This window comes from Corallococcus terminator (genome assembly GCF_049194865.1).
GTDB lineage: Bacteria > Myxococcota > Myxococcia > Myxococcales > Myxococcaceae > Myxococcus > Myxococcus terminator_A.
Map to the genome: position 1 here is coordinate 18,625 of NZ_JBLZWL010000053.1, position 21,379 is coordinate 40,003.

Sequence of the window (21,379 nt, forward strand, 5' to 3'; positions counted from 1 at the left end):
GCGGCGTGCCCGCCAGCGGCCAGGCTCCGCCCCGCTGAAGGTGCCTCGCGGGGGCGGGCCGGATTCACGCCTCGGAGGCGCCCTTCCCCGCTCGCATCCGACGCCACGCCGCGTACGACGCCACCAGCGCACCCGCCAGGGCTCCCGCGAGCGCGCCCAGCACCCGGCGCGGCACCACCCCCGGCGCGGTCGTCGCCTCCAACCGGAACGTGTCCAGCGACGCGCGCACCCCTGGAGCCAGCACCTCCCAGCGCACCGCGGGCGCGCTCACCACCACCACCGCGTGACGGCCCTCGGACGCGAGCCCCGCCACCAGCACCGTGCGGACCTGTCCCGAATCTCTCAGCGTGCCCAGCACCTCCACGCGCGGAACGACTCCACCCACCCGGTCCACGCGCTCCGGAGACAGCGTCACGCCCAGCTCCCGCTGGAAGTGCTGCATCACCGCCGAAGCGAAGTCATCCCGGTCGGAGGGACTGGCGGAGAAGCTCCGCTCCACCACCGAGACCAACATCGTCGCCGCCTCGGGCCCCTCTCCGTCCGCCAGCGCCGCTGACAGACTCCGCGTCGCCTCCGCATCGAGAGACACCGCTCCCGCCACCGACCCGGCATACGGCTCCCACCGCACCATGTGAAAACTCTCCGGCGGTCGCAGCACGTAACCGTCTCGACGCAGCTCGGAGCCGAGCGCGCCCGACAGCAGCAACCAGCCTCCAGCCACCCAGGAGAGATTCACGCCACGAGCATAGGGCTCCCGCGCGGCGCCCGCTGGCCGCTCCGTGGGTCGCGAAGAACGACGAACCCACGAATACCCCGTGCCTGTCTCGGCCCCGGGTCGCGACGAAGTCACCGCTCACGTGCCTTCGTTGTGACATCCCTCGGCGGCGCGGGTAACCTCGCGCCAGATGACTCCCGCAGCCCGGTTGGAGATGGAGGCACGCGCCGACCGAGCCCTGCGCCGTGGCGAGCTCGTCGAGGCGGTGGACCTCTACGAGACGCTCACCCACGCCTTCCCGGGTGACGCCTCGCTCGCGGACAAGCTCGCCAACGTGCGCGAGTCCCTCCTCCCGCTGGAACTCCAGAAGCTGGAAGCCATCCGACCGCCCGAGGAGCCGGACCTCCCGCTCGGTCCCTCCTCACCCGCTCAGGAGGGTGAGCGCCTGTTCGCCCTCGGGGACTACGTGGGGGCAGCCGCCGCCTACCGCCGCGCCCTCCAGGAACGCCCGGACAACGAGCTCTTCAAGGAGCGGCTGCTGGAGATCTTCCACATGGCGCGGGAGATGCCCCTACAGTCCCCGACAGACAAGGCGCTCCCCAAGGCCCCTCAACCCCGTCTCCAGGCCCTCCTGGACCGGGTCGCCTCACGTCGCCGCCTCAAGCGGGACTGATGGAAGCTCGCGTTTCCACTCGGAAATCCGACCTCTGATTTGATTCGCGCGTTGCACCCCGACTCCGGGGCCTCCTATCATCAGGTCCGACGTCGCTGTCATGGTGGTCCACCCCCCCTCTGACACCCGCGTCCGACCCCTATGGCCCGTTCCCTGAGACTCGGAGTCCTCACCGGTGGCGGAGACTGCCCCGGGCTCAACGCGCTCATCCGTGGCCTCGTCAAGCGGGGCACGCATGAGTTCGGTCATGAGTTCGTGGGCATCGAGAACGGTTACATGGGGCTGGTGGAGCCAGACCTCACGCGTCCCCTCACCGAGGAGGACACGCGCGGAATCCTCCCCAAGGGCGGCACCATCATCGGCACGTCCAACCGCGCCAACCCGTTCCTCTATGCCTTCCGTGAAGGCGAGCGCTGGGTGGAGCGCGACGTGTCGGACGCGGTGCTGCGGCGCTGCGAGGCGCTGAAGCTCGACGGGGTCATCGCGGTGGGCGGCGACGGCACGCTGTCGATTGCCCACCGGCTGAGTGAGAAGGGCCTCAAGGTGGTCGGCTGTCCGAAGACCATCGACAACGACTTGAGCGGGACGGACCAGACGTTCGGCTTCGACACCGCGCGCCTCATCGTCACGGAGGCGTTGGATCGGCTGCACTCCACCGCCGAGTCACATGACCGGGTCATGCTGGTGGAGATCATGGGCCGCCACGCGGGCTTCCTCACGCTGGAGAGCGGCCTGGCGGGCGGAGCCGACGTCATCCTCCTCCCGGAGATTCCGTACCGGGTGGAGGCCATCGTCGAGAAGCTGCGCCGCCGAGCCACCCGCCGCCGCAGCTTCTCCATCATCGCCATCTCCGAGGGCGCGTTCCCGGTGGGCGGCACGCTGGCCGTGTTGGACAAGGCCGAGGACGTCCCCGGGCGAGGCGTGGTGCGGCTGGGCGGCTCCGGCAAGGTGTGCGCGGAGCTGCTGGCGCAGCACATCGAGGCGGAGATTCGCGTGAATGTGCTGGGCCATCTCCAGCGAGGAGGAAGTCCGAGCGCGGCGGACCGCGTGCTGGCGACGCGCTATGGTTGCGGAGTGCTGGACCTGGTGCGTGACGGACAGTGGGACCACATGGTGGCCCTGCGCGCCGGGCAGCTTGTCGCGGTACCGCTGAGCGAGTCGCGAAAGGAGCGCCGGGTGGACCCATCCGGCGAACTGGTGCGCTTCGCCAAGAGCATGGGCATCAGCTTCGGGGACTGAGGGAGGGGGAGGCACGTACCGCCGCACGTCATGACGCTCGTCGGCCGCCATATCGGTCGTTATCGCATCCTCGAGCAACTCGGCTCGGGGGGCATGAGCGTCGTGTACAAGGGGCTCGACACCGCCCTGGACCGTGAAGTCGCGGTGAAGGTGCTGCACCCGCACCTGGCCGGCAAGGACGAGTCGCGCAGGCGGCTGGCCCGCGAGGCCCGCGCGGTGGCGAAGCTCCACCACCCCAACATCCTGGAGGTGTTCGACTTCTCCGCCGCGGACGCGCAGGACGCGTTCATCGTCACCGAGTACATCCGGGGCCAGACGCTGAAGACGGTCCTCGACGAAGGCCCGCTGGATCCACCCGAGCTGGCGGCGATGATCATCCACGAGCTGGCCGCGGCCCTCGCGCACGCCCACGAGGCCGGCGTCATCCACCGAGACCTCAAGCCCGAGAACGTCATGGTGCGCGAGGACGGCATCCTCAAGCTCATGGACTTCGGCATCGCCCGGCTGCTCGACATCGAGGAGCGGATGACGGTGACGGGCTCGCTCGTGGGCTCGCCCGCGCACATGGCCCCGGAGATCATCGAGGGCCTGGAGGCCGGTCCCGAGGCGGACGTCTTCAGCGTGGGCATCATGTTCTACGCGGCCATGACGGGGCGGCTGCCCTTCTCCGCGCCCAACACCACGGCCACGCTCAAGCGCATCCTCGACGGTGACTACGAGGACCCGCGCCGTCGCCTCCCCGCCCTGTCGGACGAGCTGGCGGACATCTGCGCGCGGTGTCTCCAGAGAGATCCGCAGCACCGCTACCCGGATGCCGGCAAGCTGCGTGACGCGCTGGCGGACTACCTCGCGGGCCTGGGCTTCTCGCGCGTGGGCGAGGAGCTGGTGTCGTTCTTCGCGGACCCGCCGTCGTACCGGAAGCTGGCCAGGCAGCGCATCGTCGCCGGGCTGCTGGAGCGCGGGGAGCGGATGCTCTCGGAGAAGCGCACGTCGAGGGCGCTCGGCAGTCTCAATCATGTGCTGGCGCTGGACGCACAGAACGCGCGGGCGCTCGGGTTGCTCAAGGGCATCCAGCGCGCGCAGCGCGTGAAGACCTGGCGTCGGCGCGGCATCCGGCTGGCGGTGGGACTGGCCACCGCCACGGCCATGAGCCTGGGCGCCTACAAGGCGTACCACACACGCGCGGATGCGGCGGCCCTCGGGGCGGGCACCGACAGACCTCCCCAGGGCGGCGAGAGCGTCAACGCGGGCTCGGTCGACATCGGTCATGATGGCGCGAACGCCGGTGTTGGAAACTCCAGCCCCGAGGGAACACTCGGCTCGGGAAACCCGGGCCCGGACCCGCGCGAGCCTCCCGGCTCCGGCACCGTGGACACGGCTCCCCGCCCGAACCCTCCTCACGCCACGCCGACCGACGATGCGCGCACGAGAAGCGCCGAGCCGTCGCGACTCCTCCCGGGCTACACCCCCGGAACCGTCTCGTCCCGCATGGAGTCCCTCGTCGGCCGTCCCGACAGCCGGCAGGCCCCCGCCGTGGCCGGAAGCGCGGCGCGCGCGAGCGCGGTACGTCCCACCGGGGGCGCCCAGGAGGACGCCCGCGCCCTGACGGGAGGTCCAGGCGAGGACCGCGTCGTCGGCCGGAAATCCGCGTCGAAGAAGATCCTGGTTTCCATCCTCGTGCGGCCCTTCGGGCTCATCCGCGTGGACGATGGCCTCCCCAGCGCCCAGGCCCTCCAGAAGCACGACGTGGAGCTGGCCCCCGGCCCACACGCCATCACCATCTCTTGCGACTACTGCGAGGACGTGGTGGAGACCATCGACGTGCAGCCCGACGGGGAGAACACCTTCCACCTGCGCGCCCAGCCCAAGTCGGCGCCGCTGTCGCTCGAGTACGAGCCCGCCGAGGCCACCGTGCGCGTGGGCGACCAGGTGCGCACCGCGCGCGACAGCGTCCAGCATCCGTTCGAGATTCGCTCGCCACGCGGGCCCGCGGGCTTCCAGCACACCGTCACGGTGGAGATCTCCCATCCGGGCTTCAAGACGGAGCGACGCGTGGTGCACCTGCGTCCCGGCGAGCCCACCCTTCTGCACGGGAGCCTGCGCCCCGAATGAGTCGAAGGTTCGCGTTCATCTCGCTCTGGCTCGTGCTGTGGACCCCGGCCGCCTCGCTCGCGCAGGAGGCTGGAGACCCGGAGGTCGCCGCCCTGCGCGCCAGCTTCGAGTACGGCAAGTACGCCGAGGTCCTGGACCGCGCGGGTGCCCGCATCGACCGTGGCGGGCTCAACGAGGACGAGTTGGTGGAGCTGCACAAGCTGGCCGGACTCGCCGCCTTCAACCTGGGGCGCACCGATGAGGCCTCGCGTCACCTGCGCGCCCTGCTCCGGTTGGACCCCGATTTCAGCCTGGACCCCTTCGTCGTCCCGCCCCCGGCGGTGACCTTCCTGGAGAGCATCAAGGACGACATGACCAATGAGCTGGAATTCCTCCGGCAGGAGCGCCGACTGCGCCAGGAGCGCGAGAAGGCCGAGGCCGAGCGCCGCGAACGTGAGCGCATGGAAGCCGAGGTCCTCCGTCGCCGCGCCGAGGAGCTGGCCAGTCAGGTCAACGTCCGCACGGTGGAGAAGCGCAACTTCCTGGTCAACTTCGTGCCGTTCGGCGCGGGCCAGTTCCAGCAGGGCCGCAACAGCCTGGGCATCGTCTTCGCCGCCACCGAGGGCGTGCTCGCGGTGACGAGCATCATCTCCTACTTCGCCTACGAGTCCCTCTTCGAGGAGCGACCCATCGAGCTGGACAACGTGCTCGACGAGGATGGCAGGGCATCCATCACCATCCGCTACATCCCCACCAGCCGCGAGCGTCAGCGGGACACGTGGCAGTTGCTCAAGCTGGCCTCGGCCGCCGGCTTCTACACCATCTATGCGCTGGGCGTGGTGGACGCGCTGTACCACCACGAGGACCAGGTGGTACGCACCTCCGTGGAGACGCGCGACACGCCCTCCTCCAATACGCCCCGCTCGGAGTCGCAGCTCCAGCTCCAGCCCCGCGCCGCCGCACCCCGTCCCACCGCGCGGTTGGGGCTGTACCCCACCTCCGGCGGACTCGGCGCCGGACTCACCCTCTCCTTCTGAGCCTTTTTCTCCAGGTACGTGAAGCCCTATGGCCAGCCTCACCGTCCGCAGTCCTGATGGCAAGGTCCGCGCGGTCGCCCTGCACAAGCGCATCACCAGCGTCGGCCGCGGTCCGGACAACGACATCCCGCTCGAAGACTCCGGCGTGCCCGACAGCGCCCTGCACGTCACGTTCGACGGCACGCGCTACGAGGTCGGCAGCCTGGGCGCGACGTTCCAGGTCAACGGCAAGAAGCGCGACTCGCACGCGCTCGCCACCGGTGACGTGGTGCGCGTGGGTGGCACCGAGCTGACGTTCGCCCGCGAGGACGCCCCGCGCGCCCCACCGCCGTCCGCCCTCACGCCCCACCGCGACGCGGTGGCCAGTCCGGAGACCGCGGACTCGCACACCACGGAGCTGCCCGGCGTGCCCGGCCGCGAGCTGGCCATGCTGCGCCGGCTCACCGCGTTCAGCGAGCGGCTGCTGGCGCTCTACGACGTGGAGCGCATCCTCGAGAGCCTGATGGACGAGGCCATCGAGGTGACGCGCGCCGACAAGGGCTTCCTCATCCTCATGGAGAGCGGGGATCCGCGCGTGAAGGTCGCGCGCAACGTGGCCCGGGAGAACATCGAGGACGCGGTGGAGAAGCTGTCCGACTCCATCATCGCCAAGGTGGTCAAGGACCAGAAGCCCCTCATCGTCGCGGACGCGGTGGACGCGCCCGAGTTCAAGGCCAGCGAGTCCGTGGTCAACCTGCGCGTGCACTCCGTCATGTGCGTGCCGCTGATGCACAAGGGCGACCTGTTCGGCGTCATCTACGTGGGCAATGACCGGCTGGTGAACCGGTTCGAGCCCAAGAGCGCGGACATGCTCACCATCTTCGCGGCGCAGGCGTCACTCGTCCTGCAGAACGCGATGCTGGTCAACGACCTCAAGCTCGACGTGACGGAGCTGCGCCGCAAGCTGGAGGACCAGCGCTATGGCGACATCGTCGGGGCCTGTCAGGGCATGCGCGACGTGTACAAGCGCATCGACAAGATCGCCCCCACGGACATCTCCGTGCTGATCACCGGCGAGACGGGCACCGGCAAGGAGCTGATCGCCCGGGAGCTCCACCGCCGCTCGCCCCGCGTGAAGGGCCCCTTCATCACCATCAACTGCGGCGCCATTCCGGAGAACCTGCTGGAGAGCGAGCTGTTCGGCCACGTGAAGGGCGCCTTCACCGGCGCGGTGGCCACCAAGGCGGGCAAGTTCCAGGCGGCCATCGGCGGCACCCTCTTCCTGGACGAGATTGGAGAGATGCCCCTCCAGCTCCAGGTGAAGCTCCTGCGGGCGCTCCAGGAGAAGATCGTCTACAAGGTCGGCGACAACCGGGGCGAGCCGGTGGACATCCGCGTCGTGGCCGCCACCAACAAGGTGCTCGAGGACGAGGTGAAGCGGAACACCTTCCGCGAGGACCTCTACTACCGGCTCAACGTCGTCACCCTGAAGCTGCCGCCCCTGCGCGAGCGCGGCGAGGACGTCGTCGTGCTGGGCAAGTTCTTCCTCCACAAGTACTCGCGCGAGTTCAGCTCCCGGGCCAAGGGCTTCACCCCGTCCGCCGCCGTGTCCATGAAGAAGTACGGCTGGCCCGGCAACATCCGCGAGCTGGAGAACCGCATCAAGAAGGCGGTCGTCCTGTCGGACAAGCCGATCCTGGGCCCCGACGACCTGGACCTGAAGCCGGAGAACCTGGAGCCCATCATGCCGCTGCTCCAGGCCAAGGAAGAATTCCAGAAGCGTTACATCAACGAAGTGCTCGCACGAAACAACGGCAACCGGACGAAGACGGCCAAGGACCTGGGCGTGGATCCTCGCACCATCTTCCGCCACCTGGAGAAACTGGAAGCGGAGAAGACCGGCCGGCCCCTGCCCCCCGAGGAGGGCGACGAGCTGCTCTGACGCGGCCCCAGACGCACTGGTGATGGACTCGACGACGCGGCGACACGTCAGGGACACGCGCTCCGGCCAGGGCTGGACGACGTGTGCCCTGGCCGTGAGCCTGGGCCTGCTCGTCGGCTGTCTGTTGCCTCAGGACGACACCCTGCTCGACGAGCCTCCGCGCTTCATGAACCGCTCGCCGCGCATCATCGAGTCGCTGGTGCTCCCCCAGGAGCACATCATCCAGGACTTCGGCGGGAGCCGGTGCGAGCTGACGTTCGAGGTCGCCGTCGAGGACCCGGACGTCGATGACCGCATCAAGGTGCACTGGTTCATCGACTACAGCCCGCAGGACCCGCGCGGGCCGTACCGGGAGATAGCCCTCACGAACAACGGCGAGGCCCGCCGTCCGGACCGGGGCACGCTGCGCATCAACCTGGCCTCCGCGAACTCGGTGCTGAGCACGCCGGGACAGCACGTGGTGGAGGCGCTGGTGAGCGACGCGGAGCTGACGGACCGCCAGCCCGAGTCGCGGGTGGTGAACCTGCCCGACGGAGGCTCCATCATCGACCCGGGGTTCGTCATCAGCTACGCCTGGGTGGTGAACACGGTGCAGGGAGACTGCCGATGAAGGGCCGCCACGCGCGGCTCCTCGTCGCGCTGACGCTGCTCTGCGCCTCCGGCTGCGCGCTGCTGGAGGAGGAGCCCGGAGACTCGGTGCTCGTCTGTCGCTCGGATGCCGACTGCGCCGCCAATGAGGTGTGCTTCGTCGACGGCTGCGGAGACCCGGGCCAGGACATCGTCGTGGAGGTGACGCCCAACCCCGCGCTCGGCCTGTACGCGCAGGACTTCCCGGTGGGCAAGCTGCGCGCCGAGCAGAACCTGCAGCTGTTCAACATGGCCTCGCTGCGGGGGATGACGCTGCGCTCCACGGTGCCGCCCGCGTCGTCGAGCACCCCGTCCCGCCCCTACTCCGAGCCCATCGTCGTGCGCGCCATCGGCTCGAGCGCCCTCATCCCCGGCGTGGCCCGCTACCACGAGGCGAAGCTGGTGCCGGACAACGGCCAGTGGACGCTGCCCGTGGCCAGCGGCCAGTACGCGGTGACGGTGATGCCCGAGGATCCGCTGGTGCCGCCCGTCACGACGTCCGGCACGGTGCTCCCGGGCGCGGCGCTGGCCCTGGAGTGGCTGTTGCCCTCCGCCGACAGCGTGCTGCCCATGCAGGGAACGGTGACGCGCTTCGGAGGCGCCCCGCCGGGCGCGGGGCTCGATGTGGAGGCGCTGGACACCGAGCTGAAGCCGCTGTCGCAGCGCGTGGCCGTCAACCCGAGCACGGGCGCCTTCGCGCTGGCGCTGCCCCCGGAGGCCGCGAGCGCCTCCACGGTGCTGCTGCGCGTGACGGCCCGAACCGCGGACGCGCTGTTGCCGCAGCAGACCTTCCCGGTGAGCCCGGGCGCCCCGCTGCCCGGCCCGCTGGAGCTGGGTGACTTCGGCGCGCCGGTGCGGGTGTCGGGGCGCGTGGTGGCCCTGGACGGTCGCCCCGTGGTGGCCGCCACCGTGTCGCTCCAGGGGCGCGTGGGCGGAGGCGGGAGCTTCCAGAGCGCGGTGACGACGACGGACACCGAGGGCCGCTTCGAGCTGCGCTCCCTGCCCAGCGCCACCGAGGCGCCGTTGGGGCTGGTGGTGGTGCCGCCAGCCGCTTCCTCCTCGGGGCTCACCACGGCCTCCGCCGTGGTGCCGCGCGAGGACACCGTGTTGCCGGACGTGGTGTGCGTCAACCGGCGCGTGGCGCGCGGACGACTGCTGCAGGCGGACAACGAGACTCCCGCGCCAGGCGTGCGGCTGGTGGTGGAGCCCGTGGACGTCGTCCCCGGCCGGCTGCTGCCGCCCGACCTGGCCTCGGAGACCATCACCGATGCCAACGGCGAATACGTGCTGCGGTTGGACCCCGCGCTGTACCGCCTGGACGTCGTGCCGGGAGAGAACCTGCCCCGCGTCAGCCGCTTCGTGTCCGTCCTCCCCACCGACGATGGGACCGAGCAGCCCGTGACGGCCTTCGCCCTCCAGCGCGGGCGCACCCTGCGCGGGCGCGTGCTGTCGTCGACGCGGGAGCCGGGCGTGCCTCCAGGCCTGCCCTTCGCGTCCATCCGCTTCTATCGAGTGGTGAACGTGGAGGGCCGTCCCTCCTCCGTGCTGCTGGCCCAGTCGGTGACGGACACGCTCGGCCGCTACACCGCGCTCTTGCCCGTGCGCTGACTCACGGCTGGGAGGCCTTCGCCGCGGGGCTGGCGCTGGCGGCCTGGAAGGCCGCGTGGAACGAGTCCACCGTGCCGCCCACCTCGTCCGCGTACTGCACCGCGTGTGTGGTGTAGAGGTCCAGCACCACCTCCAGGCGGCGGTACACGGTGCGCAGCGGGGCGCGCTCGCGGGCCTTGAGGTCGCACTCGGACTCGCGCTCGCGCAGCCGCGCCAGCCAGGACGTCCGGAAGCGCATCCATTCCTGGTCCGTGTCCCGCGCGGGTGACACGCGCACCAGCTTCTCGCGCCCCGCCTCCAGCTCGTTCCAGAGGGTCCGGGCACCAGCCAGGCACTCCTGGTAGCTCAGGATTCGGGCCGCCGGGGGCAGTGCCTCCGGCGTCATGGCCGCCACCGAGCGGCTCACGTTCACGATGATCCACAGCGAGAAGAGCGTGGTGAGCGCGATGTAGATCCCATACGCGGCACCACGGTAGCGGCGGAAGCGAGGATCTTTCCGGGGGTCGGGAGCGGACACGGGGTCCAGGTCTTATGACTGTGGACCCCGCGTGGCAACGCTTCCGTGTTCCCCACCCGTCCAGGGACGGGCGGGGGTGCGGCAATGGACTACTGACCCGTGGGGCTCGCCACCTGGGCGGGGGCGGCGGGAGCGGCCGGGACGGGCGCGGGGCCAGCGGCCTCCGTGTTGCCGCTCATGGCGCGCTTCACCATGGCGATGCGGCTGCGGAACTGGGGCTGGTACTGGCTGTTCAGGTAGGCGCCGGCCGCGTCGCGCGCGGTCTCCAGCGCCTTCTCCATCTGGCCGACCTCCTGGTACGACTGGGCCAGCAGCAGCATGGCGTAGTCACGCGTCTTGGAGCTGCGGTCTCCCTCCACGAAGCGCGCCAGCAGCGGCACGGCCTTGTCGTGCTTGCGGAGCTGGTTGTACGCGGTCCCCAGGAAGAAGGACGCGTCCAGCGACTGCTCCTGCGGCGGGTTCATCGCCAGGAAGCGCTCCATCTCAGAGACGACCTGGTCCATCTCGTTCTTGCGGAAGGCGATCTTGCCGCGCTCGAAGGCGGCGTCGCCCGTCTCGCGGCGCAGGGACGTGGCGCGGTCATTGAGGGCCTGGCGCTCCAGGGTGCTCAAGCGCGAGGTGTCCAGCTTCATCAGCGCGTCGATGCCCTTGAGCCGCTCGTCGCCGGGCAGCGAGGTCATCATCTTGTAGACCTCCGAAGCGCCACGCTGCGCCGTCTGGTGCGCGGAGGTGTCCGAGCGCTGCTTCTCCAGCTGGCCCGTCAGGTCCGCCACCATCTTCTCCAGCCGCTCCCGCTCACCGGTGGCGCTGGAGCTGCGAGCGCTGGTGATCATCACCGCCGCGCCCACCGCGATGACCGCGAACAGCACGTAGGCCGCGGCGGACGAAATCCACTGCCGCTTCTGGAAGTCCTCGTGACGCTTGCCTACGGCCTTCACCTCCGCATGGAGGTTCTTCAGCAGGTTGTCACTCTTGATGACGAGGTTACGGGCCTCGACGACTTCGCGGCGGAGGTCCGCCAGTTCCTTATCAATCTCGGTCTTCGCATGCTCTGGCATGGACATCTTCCTGGGCCCGGTAACGATCTCGGCCGATTCGCGCATCGTAAGGAGTTCTCCCGGTCATACGGCGACAATTTCCGCACCGGAACAACACGGAGGCTCTGTCACATTTCCGGGAGCAAACAACCTTCCAATGTCCACGCCTGCTCGCTCTACGAGGTTACAAGCCCGAGCCCGGCAGTCCGCGTGATGGCTCGGGCGGAAAAGTGTACGTCACGCCCAGCGACATCCAGTTCCCGCCGATGTTGAACGAGCCGAGCTTGGCCGCCTCGGGGCCCACCGGTCCGCGCAGGAACATGAACCGGTATTCAGCGGTGAGGCCCCAGCGAGGAGACAAGCGCCACGTCGCGCCCAACACGCCCGCCCAGGCCTGCGTTGTCTTCTCCCGCACGGCCTCTCCCTCGCGCTCCGAGCTGATGAGCGTGGGCCCGGTGGACAGGCCCAGGAAGGGAACCAGCCCGTAGGGGCCGACCTCGGGGAGCACCGTCTGGAAGCGCAGGCCCAGCATCGCGCCATAGGCCAGGGTGTCGATGCGCCGCTCGAAGGGCGCCTGTCCCTCCAGCCCAGGCTCGGTGACGTACAGGCGCGAGCCGGTGCCGAACACGTCGATGCCCAGCTCCAGGAGGTCCGACAGCGAGTACGCGAAGGTGGCGACGCCGAACGGACCGCCCGCCGTCTTTCGAGCGCGAGACAGGCCGGCGTTGGCGGGGGCGCCGTACCAGCTCTCGTAGAAGGTCTCGTTGGAGGTGACGCGCCAGCCGGCCTGCACGGTGATGCGGCCCACGCCATCCATCGACGAGGGCACGGAGTCACCGTCGTCCTCCTGGGCGAAGGCGGGGGCGGCGAACAACAGGGCGAGCAGCGGCGGGAGTCGACGGAGCATCGAAGCAGGGACTCGGGGGCGAAGGTCAGGGGCGCTTGGGGCGCACGGCGATTTCGAGGAACGTCGTCCGCTGGCGGCGCAGCGAGGCGACCAGACAGCGGACGACACACAGCGCGCCGAACTCACGGAGCACCACGCCCAGGTTGCACACCACGTCCCGCAGGGTGATGACTCCGCGCATGGGGTCGCTCCCGTTCCCGGCCGTCCATGCCCGGTCCGCCGCGTGTGCTACAGGCGTGTGGCGCACCGTAGCAGCGACCTCCCACGGGTCAATTTTCCGGCCACGCAAGGGCGCGGAGTGACTGGGAGATTCCCCTTCAGCGGGCGCGGCGCTCCAGCTCCAGCAGGGGCATCTCCAGCACCACCACCGTGCCGTGGATGCAGGGCGGGTGGAAGTCGGCCCTGTCCAGCTCGCCCAGGAGCCCGCGCAGCTGCGCGTCCGTGAGCGGCACGGCGCCGGCCTTGCGCGCGGCATGGCACGCCATCACCCGCACGGCCTCCGCGAGCGTGACGGAATCCAACGCCGCGCCCTTGGGCGGCAACGCGCGCGCCAGGGCCTCCAGGAGCGAGCGCGCATCCGCGCCCTCCAGGCCCGGAGGCACCGTCTTCAACGCCACCGTCGTGCCACCGAAGGGCTCCACGTCCACGCCCAGCCGCGCCAGGGCCTCGCGTCCCTCCACGAGCGCCTTGGCGACCTGCACCGGGAACTCCAGCGTGGTGCCGAAGAGCGAGGGCGCCGGAGGCCCCTTCGCGTCGTCCAGCGCGCGCAGGTACGACGTCAGCCGGGTCCGCTCCAGCGCCGCGTGCGGGTCCAGCACCACCAGCGTGCCGCCGGGGCCCTCGCACAAGTGGAAGCGCCCCCCGAGCAGGCCCATGGGGCGCAGCGCCGCGAAGTAGCCCGGCGGAGGGGCCTCGTTGAGCTGGGGCTGGGCCTCGCCGAACGCGGGAGGGCGCCCCACCGCGCCAAAGGGCAGCGACGAGGGAATCCCAACCATGGGCCCGGGCGCGCCGAACAGGGCCGACGACGGCGGGCCGCCGGCCGCGTCCAGCGTGGTGGGCAGCGGCGCGCCCCAGGAGGCCTCCTGCGCGCGGGTGAGGAAGCGCTCCACGGCGTGCGCGTAGTGCGCGGCATCCCTCGGCTGATTGCCGCCGGGGCCGTTCGGGTCCGCGCCCGCGCCCAGCCACGGGGAGGCGCGCAGCATCCGGTTGAGCGCGGCGCTGATGGCCTCCTGCACACCCCGGGCGTCGGAGAAGCGGACCTCCAGCTTCTGCGGGTGCACGTTGACGTCCACCGCGATGGGGTCCACGTCGATGTGCAGCACGACGACGGGCTGCCGGCCCGCGGCGAGGAAGTCCTGGTAGGCGCGCTGGATGGTGCCGATGAGGCCCCTGTCCCGCACGTAGCGGCGGTTGACGAACGTGTAGAGGCCGCGCGCGTTGGGGAAGGTGAACTCGGGCGAGGCCGCGTAGCCGGTGACGCTGACGCCCAGCCGTCGCTCCTCCACGGGGAACAGGTGCGGGTGGGCGGCCGGGCCCAGCGCGGCGGCGATGCGCTCGCGGGGGTCTTCCGGGCAGGCGGCGCTGGAGAACAGCTCGTTGCCCTCGTGGGTGGCGAAGAAGCCCACCTCCGGGTTCGCCAGGGCCAGGCGGACGACGGCCTCCTCGGCGTGCTTCAGCTCGGTGTCGCCCCGGCGCAGGAACTTGCGGCGCGCGGGCACGTTGAAGAAGAGGTCCTCCACGGTGATGACGGTGCCGGTGCGCGGAGGGGCGTCCTCGATGAGCGGGTCCACCCCACCCTCCAGCGACACCCGCGTGCCCACGTCCGCGCCCACCTCCGCGGTGTGGAGGGAGAAGCGGGAGACGGAGGCGATGGCGGGCACGGCCTCACCCCGGAAGCCCATGGAGTCGATGTGGAAGAGGTCGTCCAGCTCCCGCAGCTTGCTGGTGGCGTGACGCTCCAGACACAGGGTGGCGTCGTGGCGGCCCATGCCATGTCCATCGTCGGACACGATGATGCGGTCCACGCCCCCACCCGACAGGTCGACGCGGATGGTGCTGGAGCCCGCATCCAGCGAGTTCTCCACCAGCTCCTTCACGACGGACGCGGGGCGCTCCACCACCTCACCGGCGGCGATCTTGTTGATGAGGACGTCACTGAGACGTGCGATGCGAGCCATGGCAATCGTCCACCCTCCGCCACGCAGCGGACGTTGTCCAGCAACACCCGACGGGTGCAGGCTGACATTCCGGGACGGCTGGGCTAACAGGAGGCCTTGCGTATGGACGTGTCACGACCAGGCAAGGGGCGGTTGCGCGTCGCGGTGACCGGAGCCAGCGGCGAGTACGGGAAGCTATTGCTGCCCCTGCTCGAGCGGGATCCCGACGTGGAGAGCATCCTCGTGTTGGACGTGGCCCGTCCAGAGGGTGCGAAGGTGGAGTTCCATCAGGTGGACCTCACCCGGCACGACGCCGAGAGCGAGCTCACCGACGCATTGGCCGAGCGCCCCGTGGACGCGCTCTACCACCTGGCGTTCCTCTTCGGGCCCATCCGCAACGGCTCCCTGGCGCACGAGCTGGAGGTCATCGGCACCATGAACGTGCTGACGGCGGCGGGCCGGGCGAAGCTGCCCAGGCTCGTGGTGCCGTCGATGACGGCCGTGTACGGCGCGCGCGGAAACAATCCGGCGCTCCTGCGCGAGGACTCGCCGCTGCAGGGCTGTCCGCTGAGCCGCTTCGTCACCGACAAGGTGGAGGTGGAGGGACAGGTCCGAGCCTTCCGCGAGCGGCACCCGGACATGCGCGTGCTGGTGCTGCGCTTCGCGCCGGTGCTCGGGCCGACCATCGAGAACCCCGTCACGCGACTGCTGACGCGCACCTCCGTGGTCCCCACGCTGCTGGGGTTCGATCCGTTGTGGCAGGGACTGCACGAGGAGGACGCGGGGCGCGCGCTGCACCTGTCTCTGCGGGCGGAGGCGTCCGGGGAGTTCAACATCGTGGGCCGGGGCGTGCTGCCGCTGTCCGGCCTCATCCGACAGGCGGGTGCTCGCCCGCTCCCCCTCCCAGGGCCTTTGTTCCGTGGCGCACTCCACACGCTGGATGTGGTGGGAGCGGGCACGTTGCCCGTAGCCCTTCTCGACTACATCCATTACTCGTGGGTGGCGGACGGCGAACGTGCCGAGACCGCCCTCGGCTTCATCCCCTTCCACCACGTCAGAGACGCCGCGGCGGCGCTCAAGAGGAGCTAGCGATGGCCAAGGGTGTCCTCGGGAACGATCCCTTCCAGCGCGGCGCCGCCTCCCGCGATGGCGCGCCCGCGAAGCCCGGCACCCCGGCGAAGCAGGACCGCTCGCCCTCCGAGCGCGGGACCTCCGACGACAAGAAGAAGGCCGCGAACGCCCGCGCCAGCAGCGGCGGCACCTCGGACAAGGGCCGAGCGAAGAAGCCCACCCGAGGGAAGCCCGCACCCGCGAAGTCCACGGGCACATCGAAGGGCGCGTCGTCGGCAGCGGTAGCGAAGCAGGGAACGGCCGCGCGCGGCGCCGCGAACATGAAGGTCGGTGCTCCCGCGAAACCCATCCAGAGGAACGCAGCGCCGCCAGGTACGAGGGCGAAGCACGCGCCTGTCACCCACCCAGGGAAGGCGCCTTCTCGTCCCAGCTCGAAGGCCGGCGCGAGTGCGTCCAGTGACAGGCCCTCGCTCGAGGTCGAGCCCCTGCGCGAGCCCGCCGCGCCCGTGACGCCGCGCGAGCCACCACCCGCCGCTCGCGCTCCGACCGTGGTCGATCCGAGCTTGGAGCGAACGCCCCAGCAGCGCGAAGTGGACCACGCGTTGGCGGAAGCCCTCGGCGCCGAGGTGGCCGAGGTCACCGCGAAGCACGCCGTGGACGTGGCGATGGACCGACGCGACGGTGGAGACGAGCCCGTGGACAGGCTCCTCGCCACGGAGCTGGCCACCGAGTTGGCCGAGGCCGCGGTCGAAGAGGTCCTGGACCACGGCCCGTCGACCCGCCGCCCGGAGCGTGAGCTTGAGCTCGCCGCCACCGTGGCCGAGCAGGTGGCCGAGAGCGCCGCCGAGCTGGCCGTCGTGGAAGTGATGAATCGTCGCGACAGCGCCCCGCACGCCAGGGATGCCCTCGAGGAACGCGCCGCGGACACCATCCTGGACGCGGTCGACGCCGAGGAGCGCTCCGACCTCGATGCGCCTCACGAGGACCTCGCGGGCGCCGTGCTGGAGCTCTCCGACCTCGCCGAGACGCCGGACGAAGCCGACGACGCGTGGGAGCGCTCCGCCCTGCCCCTCTCGACAACCCGCTCCTCTCAGGAGCCGGAGGTGGAAATGCCAGACGCGACGCGCGACGAGTTCCCCCTGGGCCGTCGAGGCCCCCTGGCCCTGGTTCCCACCTCCGGTGACGACGACGCGACGCGCGGAGCGCCGTCACCCGAGGCCCCCCGCCCCCTCGCGCAGCGAGCGACTGGCATGCTGGCCCTGGCGAGGGAGATCGCCGGACAGGCCCTGGCCAGCGAGGGCCTGGGACGCGCCTGGGGCGCGATGAGCGGCGTGCTGGACGCCGTGCGCGCCGGCCTGGGCACGGGCGGAGGCTCCCACCTGGACGAGTACGGCAAGGACCCGTCGCTCGTGCAGCGGCTGGAGCCCGTGCTGGAGTTCCTCTATGGCCAGTACTGGCGCGTCGCCGCCCAGGGCACGGACCACATCCCCGGGGGCGCGGTCATCCTCGTGGCGAACCACTCGGGCGCCCTGCCCTATGACGGGCTGGTGATGTCGCTCACCCTCGCTCGCGAGCGGCCGGACCTGCGTGAATCACGCTGGCTGGTGGAGGATCAGATCTTCCACGCCCCCGTGCTGGGCACCCTCTTCAACCGCCTGGGCGCGGTGCGAGCGTGCCCGGAGAACGCGCTGCGGTTGCTCGACGAGCAGCGCCCGCTGGTGGTCTTCCCCGAGGGCTACCAGGGCCTCAGCAAGCCCTTCGCGGAGCGCTACCGGCTCAAGCGCTTCGGACGCGGCGGCTTCGTGAAGCTCGCCCTGCGCACGGGAGCGCCCATCGTCCCGGTGGCCATCGTCGGCGCGGAGGAGACGTCGCCCTTGCTCGGACGCATCCCCGCGAGCTTCCTCGGGCTGCCCTACGTGCCGCTCACGCCGCTGGGGCCCCTGCCCGCGAAGTGGAGCATCCGCTTCGGCGAGCCCATCGCCATGGACGGCCTGCCTCCCGAAGCGGCGGATGACCTGGGCGAAGTGGGTCGCCTCACCGAGCGCACGCGCGAGGCCATCCAGGGGATGATCCACACGCTGCTGCGGGAGCGCCGCTCCATCTTCGCCGGCTGAGCCGGACTCGAGCCTCGGGCAGCCGCGTCAGGCGATGACGCGGTTGCGCCCGCCCGTCTTCGCCTCGAAGAGCTTCTCGTCCGCCGCGCGCACCAGGTCTCCGGGCTCGCGGTGGTTGGGCTCCAACATCGCCACGCCCAGCGAGATGGTGACGGGGATGGACTGGCGATCGAACTCGAAGCGCTGCTTCTCCACCAGGCGCCGCACCTTCTCGGAGAGCTGTCGCGCGCCCACGAGGGCGACCTCGGGCAGCAGGATGGCGAACTCCTCGCCGCCGTAGCGGGCGAAGACGTCCTCACGCCGGATGCGCGTGCGCACCGTGGACGCCAGCTGCTTGAGCACCGAGTCCCCCGCCAGGTGCCCGAACTTGTCGTTCACCTTCTTGAAGTGGTCGATGTCCACCAACACCAGCGACAGCACGCGCTCGTAGCGACGGCTGCGGGAGATCTCCCGATCCAACTGCTCGTCGAAGTAGCGGCGGTTGTAGATCTGCGTCAGGCCGTCCATCGTGGTCAGCCGGTAGATCTCATCGTGGTACGCGGCCTCGATGTTGCCGCCCGCGATGTACTTGAAGATGGTGCGGCCAATCTTCACCAGGTCGCCGTTGCGCAGCTCGCGATCTCCTTCCACCAGCTCGTCGTTGATGAACGTGCCGTTGGTGGAGCCCGCGTCGCGAATCTTCACGCCCTCGCGGGTATTGGCGATGGCCGCGTGGTTGCGACTCACCGACTCCTGGTCAATCTGGATGTCACACTTCGACGAGCGACCAATCAGCGTCTCCTCGCTCGTCAAATCGAACTTCCGACCCAGGTCCAATCCGTAGATCACCACCAGAGCCGCGTCGAGGTTGACCGGCCGGTCGGAGATCTTCGAGATGACCGTGACGACCGTCTCCTTCTGCACCGCTCCTCCAGCGAACGACCCACGAGACGCTACCACCCTGCAAATCCAGAAAGCGAATCACAGGGCGAGACTCCAGGTAGGGAATCTTCGCCCATCGACACCCAACCAGCGACGTCGTCCTTCATCCCCCGCTAAGGGATATCCACGGCCCTCACGACGGAGACAGGGGGACGCAGCAGCGAGCCCTCCGCGTCCTGGAGCGCGGCAATCAGCAGCACCCCCATGCCGGAGCAGCTCGCGGGGAGTTGGAGCTGCACTTCGCCCGTCACGGGCGACACGGCGGAGTCGCTCACGAGGACTTCCTCGCAGCCCTTGCCGCCGCCCCGTATCACGACGCGGACGCGGCCATCGGCCTCGTCGCCCACGCCCGGGCGGAAGCCGGTGACGCGCACTCGCACGGCGCTGCCTCGGCTGAGCCGCTGTCCCTCCAGCTCCGGATAGAGCCACATGACCTCCGGGCGCCCCACGTCCAGCGACGACGCCGCGCGCGTCAGGTCGCCCACGTGGTCCAACCCCGGGCCATCCGCCGCCGCCAGTCGCGAGGGCCCCAGGACATCCCGCGCATCGCGCCCCGTCACCTGGAGCACCTCCACGCGCAGGAGCGCGCGCGAGCCCAGGTGGTCGCCGAAGTAGGTCCGGTCCTCGAGGCCCACGGGAGGCGACGGGACGCGGATGCCGTCCTCCACCTCGTCGGGAGTGGCCAGCACCGTCCAGCGGCGCCCGAGGCGATCAGTGAAGACCACCCGGACGAGCGTGGCGGGGGCCTCGACGTCCGCGCGCAGCTCGCGCCCTCGCAGCCCATGGGACTCGCTGGCGTCGAAGTTGTAACGGGCGTCCTCCGGAATGGGGAGGAAGTCCACGGAGGGCTCGACGGGGCGCTCTCCCAGGGGGTCGAAGCTCAAGCCCGGCAGGTCCGCCACCACGAAGCTGGCCGCCGTGCCCGCGGCGGCGTCGTCTCGGGCGGCGCGGGACGTGGCCCCCACCAGGAGTCGGTACGGCTGCCCCTCCAGTCCATGGTGCGCGGGCGCCATGCGCAGGGCGATGATGCCGGAGCGGCCCAGCCGCGCGTCCGCGTCCGTGTTCGGATCCGCGGGCGCGATGTTGGCGGCGGCCCCCAGGCCCAGCGGCACGAGCCCTCGTCCCGGCGCCACCACCGTGCTCAACACATAGGCCCGGTCCAGGTACGTGCCCCGGTAGCGAGGAAGCTCCGGGACGCGGACGGCGAAGGGGAACGCCAGCCGCACGCCCTCGAAGTCCAGGGACACGCGCTCGGAATACGTCACGGTGTCCGGCCTCGGCGTTCCGGTGACGAGGCCCGGCGTGGGGACCAGGTGGAACGCGGCGTCGCGCGCCACGGACGAATAGAAGCGCGGGGACAGCGGCAACATGCGCCCCAGCGTCAGCAGTGGATCCGCTCCGGGCTCCAGCGCATTGAGGGGCAGCTCCGCCACCGGCACGCTGCCCGTCAGCGCCCAGGCCGACCGGGTGCCACACGTGCCCGTCAAGATGGCCAGCTCCGGCTCCACCACCCCGGCCAGGGACGCATCACAGACGCCCGCGGCGCCAGGCGCGAAGGCCGGAGCCGGCGTGCCGCCCTCCAACCAGAGCGAGGTGCCGGACGGAAGGGGCAGGCGCCGCAGGCCGCCCGCGCTCACCTCCACCTCGCGCTCGAAGCCCAGCAAGGTCCCCTGCGACAGCTCGGAGAAGAGTCCCGGCACCGACAGGCCCGTCATTCCCAGCCGCAGCGTGGGCGTCGGGACGGTGCCCGTGCGAGTCTCGGCGAAGTCGACCCGCACGCCCCCGGAGTAGTCCACCGGGTTGCGCCGCAGCGTCATGCGGACGTCAGGGTGAGCCTCCACGTCATGGCGCGCCAGCGTGAGGTAGCCGAAGTCCGGGTGGAAGGCGGACAGCGCCACGGTGCCCGAGGCGGGCACCCACACGACCCCGTCGAGCCCCGTCTGCGCGGTGGCGTGGAGCTTCCCATTCACGTCGGCCACCGAGAGGGTGGTCAGGGGCACAGGGCGCCCCGTCAGCTCATCCACCACCAGCACCCGCACCCCACCCGCCGGTACGTCCGGGCTGAGCACGGCGACGCGGGCACGGCAAACCACCGAGCCGACCCGCGCCTCCACCCCCTCGCGCTCCGCGCCGGAGTCCTTCAGCGTGAAGGCCGCCCGGGCTCCGGTGCCGCCCCCCGTCACCATGGGCGACAGGGCGGTCCACGTCGCTCCCTCGCGCGGCACCACCGGCTGCCCCGCCGCGTCCTTCGCCCACACGCCGAAGACGACGGACAACCCCGGGCTGCCCACGACGACTTCAGGAGTCACCTGGCACGACGCGGCAAGTGTCGCGGCAGGGGGGACGACACAGGTGCCATTGCGGCAGACCTGGTCCGCGCCGCAGTCCACGTCGGTGGCGCACAGCCCCACCACGCACCGGTTCATGTCGCACTGACAGCCCATCGGGTTGTCGCACATCGCCAGCGCGTATTGCTGACGCCGTCTGTCCTCACAGTCCGAGCGGGTCCGACAGGCGGGCTCACAGCGGGACAATGCCGTGTTGCAGATGAAGAGCGCCGCGTCCGGACAGTCCTGGTCCACCGCGCAGGGGCCCGGCAGAGGCTTGTTGTCGCCTGGGATGCCCGGAATGTCGTCGCTGCCCATCGCGCAGCCGGCGAGCGTGCCCAGGGCACACACGAGGGCTGTCAGCAGGAGGGGACGAAGCGAGGGACTCATGCGGTGCGGCTCCCGGGGGGCGGAACGC

General features: G+C 70.7%; 17 protein-coding genes. 9 read left to right on the top strand and 8 right to left on the bottom strand.

The genetic code is table 11. The annotated features are described in order from the left end of the window. Positions 1-64: 64 nt before the first annotated feature. Positions 65-736, bottom strand: a complete 672-nt coding sequence (locus ACN469_RS17835; protein WP_498769467.1) for a hypothetical protein — start codon at positions 734-736, stop codon at positions 65-67. A 169-nt stretch (positions 737-905) separates the two neighbouring features. On the opposite strand from ACN469_RS17835, the gene ACN469_RS17840 reads away from it, so the two are divergent. The 7 genes from ACN469_RS17840 to ACN469_RS17870 all read left to right on the top strand — a co-directional run bounded on the left by ACN469_RS17840 (position 906) and on the right by ACN469_RS17870 (position 9,911). Next, positions 906-1,388, top strand: a complete 483-nt coding sequence (locus tag ACN469_RS17840) for a hypothetical protein (protein WP_498769469.1) — start codon at positions 906-908, stop codon at positions 1,386-1,388. A gap of 141 nt (positions 1,389-1,529) precedes the next feature. Then, positions 1,530-2,627 carry a 6-phosphofructokinase gene (locus tag ACN469_RS17845; RefSeq protein ID WP_498769471.1) on the top strand — a complete coding sequence of 366 codons (1,098 nt, stop codon included), beginning with the start codon at positions 1,530-1,532 and terminating at the stop codon, positions 2,625-2,627. A gap of 30 nt (positions 2,628-2,657) precedes the next feature. Beyond that, positions 2,658-4,739 carry a serine/threonine-protein kinase gene (locus ACN469_RS17850; RefSeq protein ID WP_498769472.1) on the top strand — a complete coding sequence of 694 codons (2,082 nt, stop codon included), beginning with the start codon at positions 2,658-2,660 and terminating at the stop codon, positions 4,737-4,739. After that, positions 4,736-5,755, top strand: coding sequence for a hypothetical protein (locus ACN469_RS17855; protein ID WP_498769473.1), 1,020 nt, complete (start codon positions 4,736-4,738; stop codon positions 5,753-5,755). Before ACN469_RS17850 ends, ACN469_RS17855 begins: the two co-directional genes overlap by 4 nt. 28 nt (positions 5,756-5,783) lie before the next feature. After that, complete coding sequence (locus ACN469_RS17860) at positions 5,784-7,676, top strand: sigma 54-interacting transcriptional regulator (RefSeq protein WP_498769475.1); 1,893 nt, start codon at positions 5,784-5,786, stop codon at positions 7,674-7,676. 22 nt (positions 7,677-7,698) lie between these two features. Then, on the top strand, positions 7,699-8,286 hold the full coding sequence (locus ACN469_RS17865; RefSeq protein ID WP_498769477.1) for a hypothetical protein: 588 nt from the start codon (positions 7,699-7,701) through the stop codon (positions 8,284-8,286). Further along, positions 8,283-9,911, top strand: coding sequence for a carboxypeptidase-like regulatory domain-containing protein (locus tag ACN469_RS17870; protein ID WP_498769479.1), 1,629 nt, complete (start codon positions 8,283-8,285; stop codon positions 9,909-9,911). Before ACN469_RS17865 ends, ACN469_RS17870 begins: the two co-directional genes overlap by 4 nt. A gap of 1 nt (position 9,912) precedes the next feature. On the opposite strand, the gene ACN469_RS17875 is transcribed toward ACN469_RS17870, so the two are convergent. The 5 genes from ACN469_RS17875 to mutL form a co-directional block, all read right to left on the bottom strand. Continuing rightward, positions 9,913-10,428: a hypothetical protein gene (locus tag ACN469_RS17875; RefSeq protein ID WP_498769481.1), complete on the bottom strand. Its 516-nt coding sequence runs from the start codon at positions 10,426-10,428 to the stop codon at positions 9,913-9,915. An 89-nt stretch (positions 10,429-10,517) separates the two neighbouring features. After that, positions 10,518-11,531, bottom strand: a complete 1,014-nt coding sequence (locus ACN469_RS17880; protein WP_498769483.1) for a tetratricopeptide repeat protein — start codon at positions 11,529-11,531, stop codon at positions 10,518-10,520. A gap of 118 nt (positions 11,532-11,649) precedes the next feature. Further along, positions 11,650-12,372, bottom strand: a complete 723-nt coding sequence (locus ACN469_RS17885; protein ID WP_498769485.1) for an outer membrane beta-barrel protein — start codon at positions 12,370-12,372, stop codon at positions 11,650-11,652. A gap of 25 nt (positions 12,373-12,397) precedes the next feature. Then, a complete protein-coding gene (locus tag ACN469_RS17890; RefSeq protein ID WP_176437590.1) occupies positions 12,398-12,553 on the bottom strand; it encodes a hypothetical protein in 156 nt (51 codons plus the stop codon). 136 nt (positions 12,554-12,689) lie between these two features. After that, complete coding sequence (gene mutL / locus ACN469_RS17895; RefSeq protein ID WP_498769486.1) at positions 12,690-14,549, bottom strand: DNA mismatch repair endonuclease MutL; 1,860 nt, start codon at positions 14,547-14,549, stop codon at positions 12,690-12,692. 102 nt (positions 14,550-14,651) lie between these two features. Between mutL and ACN469_RS17900 the strand changes: the two genes are divergently transcribed. Both ACN469_RS17900 and ACN469_RS17905 read left to right on the top strand, forming a co-directional pair. Beyond that, entirely contained in the window at positions 14,652-15,617 is a 966-nt protein-coding gene (locus ACN469_RS17900) for an SDR family oxidoreductase (protein WP_498769488.1), read from the top strand. A gap of 2 nt (positions 15,618-15,619) precedes the next feature. Beyond that, positions 15,620-17,713: a lysophospholipid acyltransferase family protein gene (locus tag ACN469_RS17905; RefSeq protein WP_498769490.1), complete on the top strand. Its 2,094-nt coding sequence runs from the start codon at positions 15,620-15,622 to the stop codon at positions 17,711-17,713. A 27-nt stretch (positions 17,714-17,740) separates the two neighbouring features. Here the strand turns inward: ACN469_RS17905 and ACN469_RS17910 are convergent, their stop codons facing one another. Both ACN469_RS17910 and ACN469_RS17915 read right to left on the bottom strand, forming a co-directional pair. Then, on the bottom strand, positions 17,741-18,616 hold the full coding sequence (locus tag ACN469_RS17910) for a diguanylate cyclase (RefSeq protein WP_498769492.1): 876 nt from the start codon (positions 18,614-18,616) through the stop codon (positions 17,741-17,743). A gap of 131 nt (positions 18,617-18,747) precedes the next feature. Then, positions 18,748-21,351 (bottom strand): carboxypeptidase regulatory-like domain-containing protein, encoded by a 2,604-nt coding sequence (locus tag ACN469_RS17915; RefSeq protein ID WP_498769494.1) that lies wholly within the window; start codon positions 21,349-21,351, stop codon positions 18,748-18,750. Between the last annotated feature and the right edge of the window lie 28 nt (positions 21,352-21,379).